Below are 13009 nucleotides of genomic sequence, written 5' to 3' on the forward strand. Positions count from 1 at the left end.
GTCTCCCGCAAGCGCCTGGAGGAGGCCGCCCGGGCCTTGCCGGACGTGGTGGGGTAGTTTTTTAAAAAAAATTTCTGTTTGTTGACTATACACTATAGACTTCACGAAAGCTCGTGCCCACCCTAAGAAAGGGTGGGGTCCTTTTTTGAAGACTTGGGACGCCGGCTTGCTTCTTTTAGGCGGGCGAGGAATTTTACGCAGGAGGACCTTGCGGAGCTTGCAGGTTTAGATCGTTCTTATGTGAGCCAGTTGGAGCGCGGCTTGGCTAACCCCTCTTTAGAAGTCCTTTTGCGTATTGCACAAGCTTTGGAGATTGATGTCTGTGCCCTTGTTTGTGGGGAGGAGGACGGCCATGAAGATACATGAGGTTAAAACGGCTAGAAAGGTGGGGCGCTTCGTTCTTAGGCAGGATGGAAGCCCCAATTTGATCAGATTTGAGCGGGATCCAAGCTTCCCGGAATCTGAGTTTAGGGCGAGAATCCCAAGGGTATATCTTTTGGTTGTTGATGATGAAATATACAAAATAGGTGGTTCTTCAGATCGAAACGGATTGAGGGGGACGCTAAGTTTCTATGCAAACGCTAGGACGGGCAGTCCTGGCCCATCAAGGTTTATCATGCATGGACTGATTGCTAATAAGCTACGTGAGGGTAAGGAGGTTTCTGTTTGGGTGATTACATCTCCTAGGGTCAGGGCGCAGATCTGTGGTCTTTTTAAATGTGAAGAAGGAGAGGTTACTCCGTACAAAGAAATGGAACAAAAATGTTTGGAAGATTATCGTGCTCGTGAAGGAAAGTTTCCACCTTGGAATTTTCAGGAAAACAGAGACGACTACCCTCGCGACTTATACCAGGAATATTTGGATTACCACGACAGAAGGATCAACAGGTGAGTAGGGGGCAGCAACTAAGTATCCCACCGCGGTCCTTGCGGTGGGGGCCCCCAAAAGGGCCTTCCCGCAGCTCCAGTTTGGGCATCCCATGTTGCAAAGCTCACGTGCGGGCATTTAGCTGCGGGGGTGGCCGTAAATCAGAATTTCATGACTTTCCTTTTGGTGGGTATCTGAGCCTCTTTCTTTCCGATACTTCCCTATTCTTGTTTCTCCTAACCCCATTGAGTAGTGCCATTTAGGGAAAAACTGCTTGTAGTCTTTGTAATAGTCTCGGATGGTTGGGCAATCGTTGTAGCTGAGGATAAAACCGCCTTTGTGCTCTTTTAGCATATCCCTGAGGGTTTCGTGGGGAAAGCCGTGGTGGTGGATGGGGAAGTTTCTCATGGGGTAGATGCCCCTGAAGGTTTTGCTGTCAGGACCTATGTAATAGGGTGGATCTAAATACATGAAATCATTCTTGTAACGAGGCAGAACGTCCCTAAAGTCTGCTTGATGGACCTCTAGGTTGGGCGCTTCAAACTCCTCCAGTTTCTCAAGCATGCCCTGGTAAGTTCCCTCGTTCAGGTATACCGAACTAGGCCACCCGAGGAAACCGGGGCCGTAAGAGAGTTGATAGTTGAAGTAGAAATAGGCAGCCAGCAACACCTTATCGGTAATGACAAATTCCTTGCTTCCTTCTCTGTATTGGGTGAAGCGCCAGTGGCGCTTTAGCACCTCTTTTACCTCCGTGTACGTTTGCTTGTTGGGCTTCAATTGCCGCAAGATAGCAAGCATCTCTCTTTTCTTCCTGGGGTCTAGGAGTACCTGCCAGAAGTTGACGAGAATATCAAAAATATCAAAAGCAATAACTTTTATTCCAAGCTCATTTGCAAGAGCAACTTCTACGCTCCCTCCCCCCAGGAAAGGGCTGATAACCCGGCTGATGTTTTCAGGTAACAATTCTACGATATAACCCACAGCAAAACTCTTTCCACCGGGATATCTAATGGGAGCACCTAGGTACCGCTTGTACTTGGCCCCTCTACGGGAGTTGGACCTGAGCTTTGCAAGAAAAATCTCCCTTTTCTTATTCAGATGAGGCTCTTCTTCCGGGAAGAGAAGCTGGACTTGCACGGGATGTTTGCTCATATCTTTTCTTCCTCGGATAGATCTGGAAGACCATACTCTTGAAGAAGTCTATCCACCGCCCAACGGATTAGGGTGTTCTCCGTGATCCTTTCCCCCTTCCCCTTCCGCTCCCGGTTCAGCCTCCGGGCCAGGGCGGTGAGGGCGTCCAGCTGGTCGGGGCGGAGGCGGCACTCCTTGCGCACGTAGGTGAGGTAGGGGGGGAGGGGGCGCTCCCCTCGCCCCTCCGGCGAGGCCTGGGCGGGAGGGGCCTCCCCTGGCTTCTCCTCGCGGGGGGTGGAGGCCTCCTCCAGGGCCCCCACCTCGGGAGGGGATTCCCTCAGGGCCCCCGCCTCCTCCCGCACGAGCTCCGCCAGGCGCCGCCGCTTCACGCCTCCCTCCTCTCCGGGAGCAGAGAGAGCTCCCGCAAAAGCTCCTCCGCCACCCGGCGGTAGTCCGCCTCCGCCTCCCGGGCGTTCGGGCCCCGCCAGCGGGTGATGGGCTTCCCGTCCAGGGCCGCCCTTTCGTGGGCCTTGTAGGCCCGCACGAAGGCGTGGAAGGCGGGCACCCCGGCCTCCATGAGGGCGGTCTGGGCCTCGAGGGCCTCCCCCAGGCTCCTCGGGTCCACCCGGGTGAGGAGGACCCGGTGGGCCACCCCCAAGGGGCGGACGGCCCGCCGCACCGTCTCCACCAGGGCCTCGAGGTCCAGGGGGGCGGGGGGCGTGGGGAGGACGGCGTAGTCCGAGGCCTTGAGGACCGCCTCCAGGGCCTCGGAGCGGAGGGCGGGGGGCGTGTCCACCACCACCGCCCCGTACCCCTTCACCCGCCTCAGGCGGAGGAGGAGGGCGGGGTCGGTCTCCTGGGCCAGGTCAAAGGGCATCTCTCCCCGGCCCGCCCACCAGGAGGCCGAGCCCTGGGGGTCGGCGTCCACCAGGAGGACGGGGGCCTCCTCGGCCAGGAGGGCGGCCAGGTTGACGGCGGTGGTGGTCTTCCCCACCCCGCCCTTGCCGTTCACCACGGCCACCACCCTCACCCCAGCACCTCCTTCAGGGCCTCCTCCAGGCGCTCCTCGCCGCCCAGAAGCCGCGCACCCTCTTCCCAGGGCACCCGCCAGAGCCGCCCGGCCTTCTGCCCCCGCACCTGGCCCTCCCGGAGCCAGCGCCGCACCGTCTCCGGGTCCACCCGGAGCGCCCGGGCGAGCTCCTCGGGGGTGAGGAAGAGGGGTTTGCCCACGGGAGGCATGCTACCCAAATGGCGCGCTTAGCGCAAGGGGCCCTCAGACAGACTGGGCTTGCCGAAGATATCCCCCACCGAGCCGTGTCTTCGTCCCCCCAAACCTCCTTCCCCTCAAACACCGCGTCCACTAAAAGTCACCCCCCGGTAAGGGCAAACCGCCGCAGGGCCTCCCCCCCAAGCCGGGGGTCGGGAGCGCAGCCCTCCCGGCCACCCCACCCCCGACGAAGGCGGGGAAGCCGGTCCTCCCTCCGGTAGGACAGCGCTGCGGTGTACATGAAGTGGAGGGGGGCAGGGCTTTCTAGAGCTGAAGGTCCAGGTGCTTGGGGGTGCGGTGGGCCAGGGACTGGGTGGCTGGAGCGCCAAGAGCGGCCCCGGTTGCCTTTGGGGGTGGGTGGAGCCACCTCAGCCACCTCTTGGATCAGGCGGAGGCAGTGGGCGAGGCCCTCCTTGGGGCTTGCCTTCCTGCGAAAAAGCCTGGCTTGCCCATCGGGAGCGAGACATTCACCTGGTTGTCATGGTCTTTGCAAGGCAAGCTCACGCCTGGCTAAACTTTGCCTTGTATGAGCACACTGAAATTTTCCCGCTTTATCACCATCGGTTTGATGGCCTTTCTCGCCTCGTGCTCTCAAAACCTGGTATCCCCGCCTCCTCCCTCTCCGCCAGACCCCTCCCTCCTGGCAGTAAGCTCTCAGGACGAGCTCTGGTGGATCTCGCTTTCTCAGGATCGGCAGGATGTGAAGGTGGGCCCGATTCGCACCGCCTCGGGCCAGCGAATTCTCGGGGTGTTTGATCTGGCTTGGGATGGGAAGAGCTCCTCTGCCTGGGCGCTTGGGGATAGCGGCGGCAGCCTCTACAAGGTGCAGGTGGCGAGCGGTGTGGCTACCAGAGTGGGGAGCACGGGGGCCGTTCTCAATGGGCTTGCCTTGGACGCCCAGGGTCGGCTGTTCGGGATCGGAGGGAGCGGGGTGTATGAGCTGAATCCATTGACCGGGGCGGCCTCTGCCATACCAGGAGTGTCCCTCCCCTGCGATTCCAGCGGCGATGCGGCTTTCGGGGATGCCCTTTACGCCTCCGTCAGCTGCGGTTCCCTTTCGGGCGACTCCTTGGTGAAGGTAGACCTCGCTTCCAAACAGGCGATCCTGGTGGGCACCATCGGCTTTGAGGGGGTTTATGGGCTCAGCTTCAAGGATGGCGTTCTTTATGGAGCCACTTCAGCGGGTGGCTTACTCCGCATAGACACCTCCACCGGCGCCGGAACGAGGATTCGCTTCCTCCCCTTCGGGGTTTATGGGACGCAAGGGCTTCACTAGCCCCGACCCTTTCGGGTCGGGATCTTAGGGCTTGGAGCGCCGGGAGCCAAGCGGGGGCCGGGGTGGGGCGCGCCCTCAGCTCCCCCTCTCGAGCCATCTGAGAGCCGCCTCCGCCACCTCTGGGGGGATGAGTCCTTGTGTCATCCCGTAGAGGAGCCATATCCCGAGAAGGTCCGGGTAGAAGCGCCCCTCCCGCAAAAGCTCCGCCAGGGTCCCCAGGATAAGGTCCTCCCAGGACCAGACCTCCGCCACCAGGTCCGCTCCCCCCTTCAGGTCCACGGGAAGGGGTAGGTAGTCTTCGCTGGGGAGCAGGGGCATGAGGGCCCGCGCTCTACCCGCCTCCAGCACCAGGAGGGCGGCCTGGGGGTAGGCCTCCCGGAACTCGGGCAAGACCCGGAGGTAGAGGCGCCCCCTCACCTCCCGCACCTCCAGGCCCGGGGCCACCCAGCGGCGGAACTCGGTGGCACCCAAGGACCCTAGCCACTTGGAAGCATCTGTAGACCGGAGGGCAAACGCGTACACCTGCGTTTCTCCCTCCCCTTTGCGCCCTTCCCGGCGCAAGGGCCGGTAGGCGAAGGGGATCCTCGGACGGGGGACGGAGGGCCTGGGCCTCCGCGGAGGGCTTTCCCGGAGGCGGGGCAGGGCCTCGGCTTCCGCCCGGCCTTTTCTCGGGGAGGAGGGGGTCCGGGGCGATCCCCTCAGGACCTCCACCCAGAACTCCGGGGGCAGGCGGTCCAGGAGGGCCAGGAGTTGGAACCCGGGGGGAACCTCCTTGCGGCGAGCGAGGCGCTCCCGGAGAGGCCGGAAGGCCTCCTTCCCGCAGAGGGCCTCGGCCAGGTCCAGGGCGAGGCCCCCTCCCAGGGAGGGGTGGAGCTCCAGGGCTTGGGAGAGCTTTCGGCAGGCCTCCTCCCGCTCTCCCCGCGCCAGGTGGCCGAGGGCCTGCCGCCCCAGGGCCAGGGCCCGGGCCACGGGGTCTTCTCCCCTGGGGCCCAGGCGGGCGTGCCCCTCGGCTTCCTCCCGGAAGGCGTCGCCGAAGGGCTCCGCCCGCCCCTCCCTGGCCGCGGCCAGGGCCTCCTGAAGGAGCTCCCGGAAGGGGCGGGCGGGCCTCACGCCTTCCCCCCTTTCCCGGGGGAGGCCGGGGCCTCCCAGAGGGCGTCGCGGTACTCCGCCACCAGGTCCCAGTCGTACCCCTCCTCGGGGAAGCAGTCCTCCGGGCACTCCCCGTGGCCCCGGGCCTCCAGGGCCCCGTACCACCCCGGGAGGGCCTTCCCGAAGGAGGGGGAGGGAATCCTGGGGCCGAAGGGCTTTTCCGAGCGGAAGGAGGGCTTCTCGTAGAGCTCCCCCGGGCCGCCCCCCCTGGACCGGACCCGGGCCACCCAGCACTCCTCCTGGTACCGGAGCCCCACGGTTCTCTTGCCCAGGGTCAGGTCCGGGAGAACCTCCCGAAAGGGCCTCGCCACCCTTCCCTCGCCCCGCAGGAAGGCGAAGACGAAGCAGGGGGCCAGGGCCCGCTCAAAGGCCGGGGCCTCCAGGCCGTAGGACCCCTCCAGCAGAGCGAAGACGCCCCGGAAGGCCCCGGAAAAGGGGGTGGCCGCCGCCCAGGCCTCGGGGGTGCAGGCTCCGAGGAGGTCCCGCAGGCGGTCCGGGGGGTGGAGGCGGGAGCCCAGGCGCTTGAGGAGCCTGCGGACCAGGTCCCGGGGATGGTAGCGGACGTGGAAGTTCCTCACCGCCCGCCTCAGGGCCTCCTCGGGCTTGGACCTCTCGGAAACTTTGAGAAGGGCCTTCTCCCCCGGACCCAGGCCGGCGAGGAGCTCCTTCGCGTTCCTCTCCTCCTCCAGGAAGGAAAGGAGGCTCTCCTTCAGGGCCTCCGTGGTGTTCCAGCGGAGCTCCGCCCCCTTCTTGTGGGCCTCCGTGGCCAGGCGAAGGAGCAGGAGCCCCTGGGAGAGGACGCTTCCCGGGCGCAGGCCGAGCTTCTCCAAGAGGGCTTCGTCAACGCCAGGTAACTCCTCCAGGGCGAAGAGACTCAGGAGGGCCGGCGGGCGGCCGGCCTTCCCCCCTTCCCATCCCGGGACCTCCCCTTGGACCCCTTCCGCAAGCCGCCCTTCCCCCATGCCCCCCAGCATAACCCCGGCCCTCCCTAGTCTGCAAGGAGTTCGGGTTTTGCGAAACCCGCCTTGTCCTCCCCTCCCCGCCCGGCCTAGCCTGGCCTCATGGAACCTCCACGGGGGCTAAGGAAAGCAGGGTTCTGCCTCCTAGCGGGACTGGCCCTCCTTGCCGACCCCGGGTTGGCGCAGGCGCGGGGCGAGTGGAGGGCCTGGGCCGTTGACCCCGAGACCTCGGGGGGCTTCCTCGGGGGGCAGGTGACGGGGGTGGCCTTCGGGGCCGGGGTCTTCGTGGCCACCGCCCCCTTCCGCATCCTGGTTTCCCGGGACACGAGGAAGTGGGAGGTGATCCGCGCCCCGGCCCGCATGAACAGCGTGAAGTACACGCAGGCGGGCTTCCTGGCGGCGGGGAACGCCGGTACCCTCATGGTCTCCAAGGACGGGAGGAACTGGAAGTACCACAAGGTGGGCCGGGACCTGGAGTGGGACCTGGACGAGGCCACCTACGGGAACGGGTGGTACCTGGTGATGGCCGCCCAGGGGGTGGTCCTGGCCTCCAGGGACCTGAAGCGCTGGATGCCCGTCCTCACCGCGCCGCGGGGGTTCATTTTGGGGATGGACTACGGGAAGGACCAGCTGGTGGTGGGCGGCTACTGGGAGTTCTGGGTGGCGGAGTACGAGGAGGAGGAGGTGAGGGACATGGACATCGCTTCGGTGCGGCGCAGGGGCAACTACCTGGACGTGTACGACAGCCGGGGCAGGCGGATCGGGGGCTTCGGCATCTCCAGCCAGGACGAGCTCCTGGGCTGGACCGCCGACACGGTGATCGTCCGCAGGGGGCGGATGGTCTACCACTACGACGCCCGGGGCCGGGTCAAGGGCACCCGCCCCGCCTAGGGAGGGCGGGGTGAGGCGCTTTGTCCTGGGCGGCTTGGCGGTGCACGTCTTCGGGGGCTGGGGGGAGATCGGGGGCAACCAGCTCCTCCTGGAGGCCGAGGAGGGGGCCCTCCTCCTGGACTTCGGCCGGCCCTTCGGGCGGTGGGGGACCTACTTCACCGAGTTCCTCTCCCCCCGCACCGCCCGCTTCGGCCTGCGCGACCTCCTCTTCCTGGGCCTCTTGCCCCCCCTCCCCGGCCTCTACCGGGAGGGCCAGGCGGACACCCTCCTCCCCTCCCACCTGGAGCGGGGGCTGCTCGGCGGGGGCCTCCCCTCCGGGGAGAAGGTGCTCGCCCTCCTCCTCTCCCACGCCCACCTGGACCACACCGGGGCGGTGGGCTACCTGCGGGGGGACCTCCCCGTGGTGGCCACCGCGGCCACCGCCGCCGTGGTCAAGGCCATGCAGGACACGGCCCAGGCGGGGGTGGACGGGGAGGCCGCCTACCTGACCCCGAGGCGCCCGAACGCGAAGAAGGGGGGAGTCTTGGACGGGGACCGCGAACTGTACCTCCGCCGCCCCTACCGGGTGCTGGGATCCCTCGGGAGGTTCCACGAGCGCTCCCCGGCGAGCAAAAAAGGCCTGGGGGGCCACCCCTGGGAGGAGGCCTGCTCCCCCCTCTCCCTGGGGCCCTTCCGGGTGGAGGCCTTCCCCGTGGACCACTCGGTGCCCGGGGCGGCCTCCTTCGCCGTGGAGACCCCCGAGGGGCTTTTGGTCTACACGGGGGACCTCAGGCGGCACGGCCGCTGGGGAGCCAACACGGAGGCCTTCCTCCGGGCCCTGGAGACCCGCGAGGTCCTCCTCCTGGTGGTGGAGGGGACCCGGCTCGGGGAGGTGCGCCCCGCCCGCACGGAGGAGGAGGTGAGGGAGGCCCTCCACGCCGAGGTGGCCCGGTGGGAGGGGTCCCCGGTGGCCGTGGACTTCGCCCCCCGCAACCTGGAGCGCCTCCTCTCCTGCCTGGAGGTGGCGCGGGACGTGGGGCGGGCCCTGGTGGTCACCGCCAAGGACGCCTACCTCCTCTTCGGCCTGGCGGAGGCCGAGCCCGACCCCTGGGAAGGGGTCCTCCGGGAGGTCCTGGTGCTCAAGGAGGAAAAAAACCGCACGGAGGCGTGGGAGAACGCGCTCTGGGAGGAGGCCCCCGTCCGGGAGGTTTCCCTGAAGGAGGTGGCCCAAGACCCCGGGGCCTACCTCCTGGCCTTCGGCTTCTACGAGGTGAACCGCCTCCTGGACCTGCGCCTCCTGGAGGCCGCCCTGGGCAGGAAGGCGAGGCGGGGGGCCTACATCTTCAGCAACTCCTACTGGGCCGACCAGGAGCAGATCCTGGACCTGGAGGTCCTCCTGGCCTGGCTGCGGCGCCTGGACTTCCACCTCCTCCCCGAGGGCCTGGCCTGCCTTCCCCAAGACCCCGCCGGGGTGAAAAACCCCTTCCACACCTCCGGCCACGCCCCCGAGCCCGACCTCCTGGAGGTGGTGCGGCGCCTGCGGCCCCGCTATCTCCTCCCCGTCCACACCGAGCGGCCCGAGCGGTGGCGGGAGCTTTACCGGGAGGGGGAGGTTCTGCTTCTATGATTCCGAATCCCTTTTTCGCGAGCCCCCCTTTCCCCAAACGGGATTCGGCGCTGAAAAGGAGGTGGATGTGAAAGAAAACATTCCCGTCGCGGTTCACAACCTGGGCTCTCCCGAAGGGGGGAGCCTGGACTTCACCCGTGAGGAGCTCTACGAGCGCATGGACGCTCCCCTCGTGGACCTGGCCGTACGCCTCCCCGTGTTCCTGGTGAGCGAGGCCCAGATGGACCACCTTTATCCCCCGGAGCGGCGCCGCTTCTTCCCGGAAAGGCCTCTCCGGGAGCGCCTCCGGGCCCTTCGGGAGCGGGGGCCTGGGGAAGAGGGGGAAGACCCTTTCGCTCCCCTGGAGGACCTGGAGCGGGGCGAGGACCTCTGGGGCGGGGTGAAGGAAGTGGTGGCCGTGGGCCTTTACGTGCGGGAGGCACCGGAAAGGCCCGTCAAGGAGAGGGTTCTCCACCTGGGGGAGGAGGGGGCCCGCACGGGGGAGGAGGAGGAGGCCTACCTGGACCACGCCGGCCCCGCCGTCTACCTCTGCCCGGAGCGCGTGGTGGCCTGGGCCGATAGGGAAGGGGTGCCCGTCCCCTTGGTCCAGGACACGGTCTACTACCACGAGCTGGGGCACGCCCTCATGGACACCGCGGACTTTTTCCCCGACCCCTACCAGGAGAGCTGGGGCCGGGTGGTGGAGGAGAGCCTGGCGAACCTGGTCGCTTTCAGGCGGTTCCGGGGAAGGGAGGCCGCCCGGGTGGCCCGGCTCATCCGGGACCAGCCTCCGGAGTACCGGGGGTACGCCGCGGCCGCGGCCTTCCCGGAGACCTTTCCCCTCTTTCCGAGGGAGGTGTGGGAGGAGTGGTGGTGGCGCTACCGCCGCTTTCCCTGGCGGCTCCGCAGAGTTCTTGAAGAGGCCCCTTGGACGGTTTACGGGTCTTCTTCCCCCGGTCTCCTCGGCTCGTGGCGGGAGAGCAAGCGCAGGGGTCTTTGGCGAGATCCCCATGTGAGACTCTTCTGGCGAGCGGTTGCGCGAATGCTTTTGGAGGAAGCCGTCGCTTGAACCGAGGCCCCTTTCCAAGAGGACCCAAATGTGCGACCGGATAGAAACCCGGTCTAGCGTGGTGACGCGGCCTTTGGGGCTTCATTGAAAGGCGGTGGCAGAGGTCTGCCAGCGTGACGGGAAGGGGGGGTCGCGGGAGGCGAGACGAATGCCGTGTGGGAGCCTGATGGCAGACTTCTGCCATTTGCCTACTTCACCCCTCGAGGCCTACCTGGAGGACCTCGAGGCCCTCCGCGGCGAGGGGCGGAGCCCCCGCGCGGACCGGGTGCTGGCGGCCCTGGAGGCCCTCGCCCAGGTGAGCCCGGCGGACGCCGACCTGGCGCGGGCCCTGGTGAGCAGGGTGGCGGCGGTGGAGGAGTACTTCGCCCAGAGCCGCTGCCTGGCGAAGTTGGAGGAGGGAGCATGAGGGGGATTCCTTTCCGCTTAGAGGATTGGCTCACCACCCCGGAGGACCGGATGAGCTACGCCGAGGTCCTGCACGAGGAACTCGCGCGGGAACTCCGGGAGCTCGGGTTGGAGGCGGGAGACCGGCCCCTGCGGCTCGCCGTGGCGGAGCTCGCCCGGCCCCTCGGGGACCGGGGGTACTCCCTGGTCCTGGAGGTGCGGGACGGGAAGGGGAAGACCCGGCTCCACTTCGGGTTCTCCCCCGACGAGCCCACCTTGGAGTGCATGGTGGGCCGGGGGGGAGTGGGAGTAGCGGGGAGTGGCCGCTCCCTCGAGGGTCTCCCCCGTTCCCGCTTGGCATAGGGGGTGGCCACTCCCTCGAGGAGAAGCGGGGAGCGACCGCTCCCCGGAAGGGAGGACAGGTGGAACGGGTGTCGGAGTTTGAAAAGGAGGTCGCCCGCCTTAACCAGGAGACGGAGGAGCTCCTCCGGGGCCTCACACAGGCCTTGAGGGCCCTCTCCCGCGATCTCGAGGCCCTGGAGGGGCGGGTAGGGCGGAAGCGGTACGCCCTCAGCCTGGGCTTCGCCGGCGACGAGGGGTTGGCGGTGGTGGCCGGAGTGAAGGGCGGAGATGGGCGCTTGTTCTTCCCCAGCCAACTCCAAGGAGAAGAAGCCCAGGCCCTGGAGCCCCTCTTCGCGAAGGCCGCGGGGCGGGTGCGGCGCTTCCGCCTGGCCCTGGAGGAAGAGAAGGCGAGGGTCCTGCGGCTTTTGGAGGAGGTAGGGAGCGGCCGCTCCCTCGAGGAGAGGTAGGGAGTGGCCACTCCCTCAGGGTGGAGGCAAGGAGGTCAGGAGCGGCCACTCCCTCGAGGAAAGGTCTTCCCCATCCCCGCTCGGCGTAGGGAGCGGCTGCTCCCTCAAGGGCTCCTCCTCGTCCCCTCTTAGCGTAGGGAGTGGCCACTCCCTCGAGGACGAGAGAGTAAAAAAGGTCGCGCTTCCCTGGTATAATAGGGACATGAAAGTCCCCATCGCACTACTTGTACCCAATCCAAGGAATCCCCGCTCCCGGGCGGAGGCCGACCCCGCCCTGGTGGAGTCGGTGCGGCTTCACGGCGTCATCGAGCCCCTGGTGGTGCGTCCCCTCGAGGACGGCCGCTACGAGATCGTGGCCGGGGAGAGGCGGTACCAGGCGGCCCTGGAGGCGGGGCTCGAGGAGGTCCCGGTGGTGGTGCGGGAAGCCGACGACCGGGAGGCCTTCCTGCTCGCCGTGAGCGAGAACGCCGCCCGGAGGGACCTGGAGCCCCTGGAGGTCGTGGAGGCGGTCCTCGAGGCGCTGAAGGGGGCGGGGCTCCCCGAGGAGGAGGCGGAGCGCGTCGTCAGGACAGGCGCGGCCCTGCTCCGCAAGGGCAAGAAGGAGAACGAGGCCGCGGTCCTGGCCCAGGCGGTGGCCCCCCTCGGGGTCTCGCCGTACACCCTCATCAACTACGCTCCCCTCCTGGACCTGCCGAAGGAGGTCCGGGACGCCCTCAAGGGGCGGGGGATCCCCCTCAAGGACCTGGTCCGGGCGGCGAGGACGCCTGGGGTGGGAGCGCGGCTTTTGGAGCGCCTCGAGGCGTGGCGGAGGGGGGAGCCCACCCTGCCGGGCCTCTCCCCCGAGGGGAACCTCGCCGCGCTCTTCAGGGCCCTGACCCGGCCCAAGCGGGAAGAGCGGCCCCGGGCGCCGAAGCCTCTCACCGACGTGGAGCGGCTGGTGTGGGGACTGGAGGAGCTGGTGGAGCGCTTCGAGGAGAGGGGGAAGCTTCCGAAGCGCTTCGCCGAGCTCCTCCTCGCCGCGCTCGAAGAGGGAGAGGAGTACCTCCTCGAGGCCAACGCCAGGGAGCTTCCCGTGCGAGACGAAGGGCTCATGCGCCCCCTCCGGGAGAAGCTCGCCCGGTTGAAGGAGGCCGCCCGGAGGGCGTTGGAAGAGGGAGGAGAGTAAAATGGCGGTAAGGACGCTGGATCGGAAGATGACCGAGGAGAAGAACCCTCGTACTTTCACGCCCCCTCCGTAGGATTTTGGAACTCTAGGGATCGTCGACAGCCTTCAGGTTGCGACCCCGGCCAGTAGCCTGCGCCGAGCTGACCCCTTGGTGGTGAACTGGGAGTGCCGGGGCCTCAAGGGCTGGCTTCCCTCTACCCAAGCGGTGGGCGGTGGAGCTGACCTTTGCCTGATTGGGGCGGAACCGGCGGCTTGCCAAGGACTATGAAGCCAACCCTCGGGTTAGTGGTCAGCGAAGCTACCTTGAGGCCTGGGTGTATCTGGGCATGCTACGCTTGTTGGTGAAGCGGCTGGCCAGGGCCGCGTAGCTGGCCGTGGAGGAGTTTTACGACAGCCTCTAAAAAGGGTAGGGGCGGCCCTCGAGGGCGGCGAGGAAGGCGAGAAGGTCCCCGTAGC

The 13009-nt window shown here is 66.6% G+C and carries 16 protein-coding genes and 1 pseudogene; 10 read left to right on the forward strand and 7 right to left on the reverse strand.

Translation table 11 applies throughout. The features are described 5' to 3' along the window. The first annotated feature begins 132 nt into the window (after positions 1 to 132). Positions 133 to 366, forward strand: coding sequence for a helix-turn-helix transcriptional regulator (locus ABJK26_RS00380; protein ID WP_347240197.1), 234 nt, complete (start codon positions 133 to 135; stop codon positions 364 to 366). After that, a complete protein-coding gene (locus ABJK26_RS00385; RefSeq protein ID WP_347240198.1) occupies positions 353 to 892 on the forward strand; it encodes a hypothetical protein in 540 nt (179 codons plus the stop codon). Before ABJK26_RS00380 ends, ABJK26_RS00385 begins: the two co-directional genes overlap by 14 nt. A 114-nt stretch (positions 893 to 1006) precedes the next feature. On the opposite strand, the gene ABJK26_RS00390 is transcribed toward ABJK26_RS00385, so the two are convergent. From ABJK26_RS00390 to ABJK26_RS00410, 5 genes and pseudogenes are all read right to left on the reverse strand, one after another. Beyond that, on the reverse strand, positions 1007 to 2020 hold the full coding sequence (locus tag ABJK26_RS00390; protein WP_347240199.1) for a DNA adenine methylase: 1014 nt from the start codon (positions 2018 to 2020) through the stop codon (positions 1007 to 1009). After that, positions 2017 to 2388: an ATPase gene (locus ABJK26_RS00395; RefSeq protein ID WP_347240200.1), complete on the reverse strand. Its 372-nt coding sequence runs from the start codon at positions 2386 to 2388 to the stop codon at positions 2017 to 2019. Before ABJK26_RS00395 ends, ABJK26_RS00390 begins: the two co-directional genes overlap by 4 nt. Next, positions 2385 to 3029, reverse strand: coding sequence for a ParA family protein (locus ABJK26_RS00400; protein ID WP_347240201.1), 645 nt, complete (start codon positions 3027 to 3029; stop codon positions 2385 to 2387). Before ABJK26_RS00400 ends, ABJK26_RS00395 begins: the two co-directional genes overlap by 4 nt. After that, a complete protein-coding gene (locus ABJK26_RS00405) occupies positions 3026 to 3238 on the reverse strand; it encodes a helix-turn-helix domain-containing protein (protein ID WP_347240213.1) in 213 nt (70 codons plus the stop codon). The genes ABJK26_RS00400 and ABJK26_RS00405 overlap by 4 nt, the downstream gene beginning before the upstream one ends. 131 nt (positions 3239 to 3369) lie before the next feature. Continuing rightward, positions 3370 to 3654, reverse strand: a pseudogene (locus ABJK26_RS00410) (hypothetical protein); the annotation flags it as partial. A 138-nt stretch (positions 3655 to 3792) separates the two neighbouring features. Here ABJK26_RS00410 and ABJK26_RS00415 point away from each other — a divergent pair. Further along, the gene (locus ABJK26_RS00415) at positions 3793 to 4542 is read left to right on the forward strand and encodes a hypothetical protein (RefSeq protein ID WP_347240202.1); all 750 of its coding nucleotides are present in this window, start codon (positions 3793 to 3795) and stop codon (positions 4540 to 4542) included. Between the two features lie 75 nt (positions 4543 to 4617). Here ABJK26_RS00415 and ABJK26_RS00420 read toward each other — a convergent pair whose 3' ends face one another. Further along, the gene (locus ABJK26_RS00420) at positions 4618 to 5652 is read right to left on the reverse strand and encodes a hypothetical protein (protein WP_347240203.1); all 1035 of its coding nucleotides are present in this window, start codon (positions 5650 to 5652) and stop codon (positions 4618 to 4620) included. Next, entirely contained in the window at positions 5649 to 6653 is a 1005-nt protein-coding gene (locus ABJK26_RS00425) for a hypothetical protein (protein WP_347240204.1), read from the reverse strand. Before ABJK26_RS00425 ends, ABJK26_RS00420 begins: the two co-directional genes overlap by 4 nt. A gap of 99 nt (positions 6654 to 6752) precedes the next feature. On the opposite strand from ABJK26_RS00425, the gene ABJK26_RS00430 reads away from it, so the two are divergent. From ABJK26_RS00430 to ABJK26_RS00460, 7 genes are all read left to right on the forward strand, one after another. Continuing rightward, positions 6753 to 7541 (forward strand): hypothetical protein, encoded by a 789-nt coding sequence (locus ABJK26_RS00430; RefSeq protein WP_347240206.1) that lies wholly within the window; start codon positions 6753 to 6755, stop codon positions 7539 to 7541. A gap of 10 nt (positions 7542 to 7551) precedes the next feature. Further along, positions 7552 to 9147, forward strand: a complete 1596-nt coding sequence (locus ABJK26_RS00435; protein ID WP_347240207.1) for an MBL fold metallo-hydrolase — start codon at positions 7552 to 7554, stop codon at positions 9145 to 9147. A 67-nt stretch (positions 9148 to 9214) separates the two neighbouring features. Next, a complete protein-coding gene (locus tag ABJK26_RS00440) occupies positions 9215 to 10195 on the forward strand; it encodes a hypothetical protein (protein ID WP_347240208.1) in 981 nt (326 codons plus the stop codon). Between the two features lie 184 nt (positions 10196 to 10379). Continuing rightward, the gene (locus ABJK26_RS00445) at positions 10380 to 10601 is read left to right on the forward strand and encodes a hypothetical protein (RefSeq protein WP_347240209.1); all 222 of its coding nucleotides are present in this window, start codon (positions 10380 to 10382) and stop codon (positions 10599 to 10601) included. Further along, positions 10598 to 10942 (forward strand): hypothetical protein, encoded by a 345-nt coding sequence (locus tag ABJK26_RS00450; protein WP_347240210.1) that lies wholly within the window; start codon positions 10598 to 10600, stop codon positions 10940 to 10942. The genes ABJK26_RS00445 and ABJK26_RS00450 overlap by 4 nt, the downstream gene beginning before the upstream one ends. Before the next feature lie 59 nt (positions 10943 to 11001). Continuing rightward, on the forward strand, positions 11002 to 11388 hold the full coding sequence (locus ABJK26_RS00455; RefSeq protein WP_347240211.1) for a hypothetical protein: 387 nt from the start codon (positions 11002 to 11004) through the stop codon (positions 11386 to 11388). A gap of 202 nt (positions 11389 to 11590) precedes the next feature. Continuing rightward, a complete protein-coding gene (locus tag ABJK26_RS00460) occupies positions 11591 to 12553 on the forward strand; it encodes a ParB/RepB/Spo0J family partition protein (RefSeq protein ID WP_347240212.1) in 963 nt (320 codons plus the stop codon). Positions 12554 to 13009: the final 456 nt, after the last annotated feature.

The sequence above is a fragment of the Thermus sp. genome, from assembly GCF_039793865.1.
GTDB lineage: Bacteria > Deinococcota > Deinococci > Deinococcales > Thermaceae > Thermus.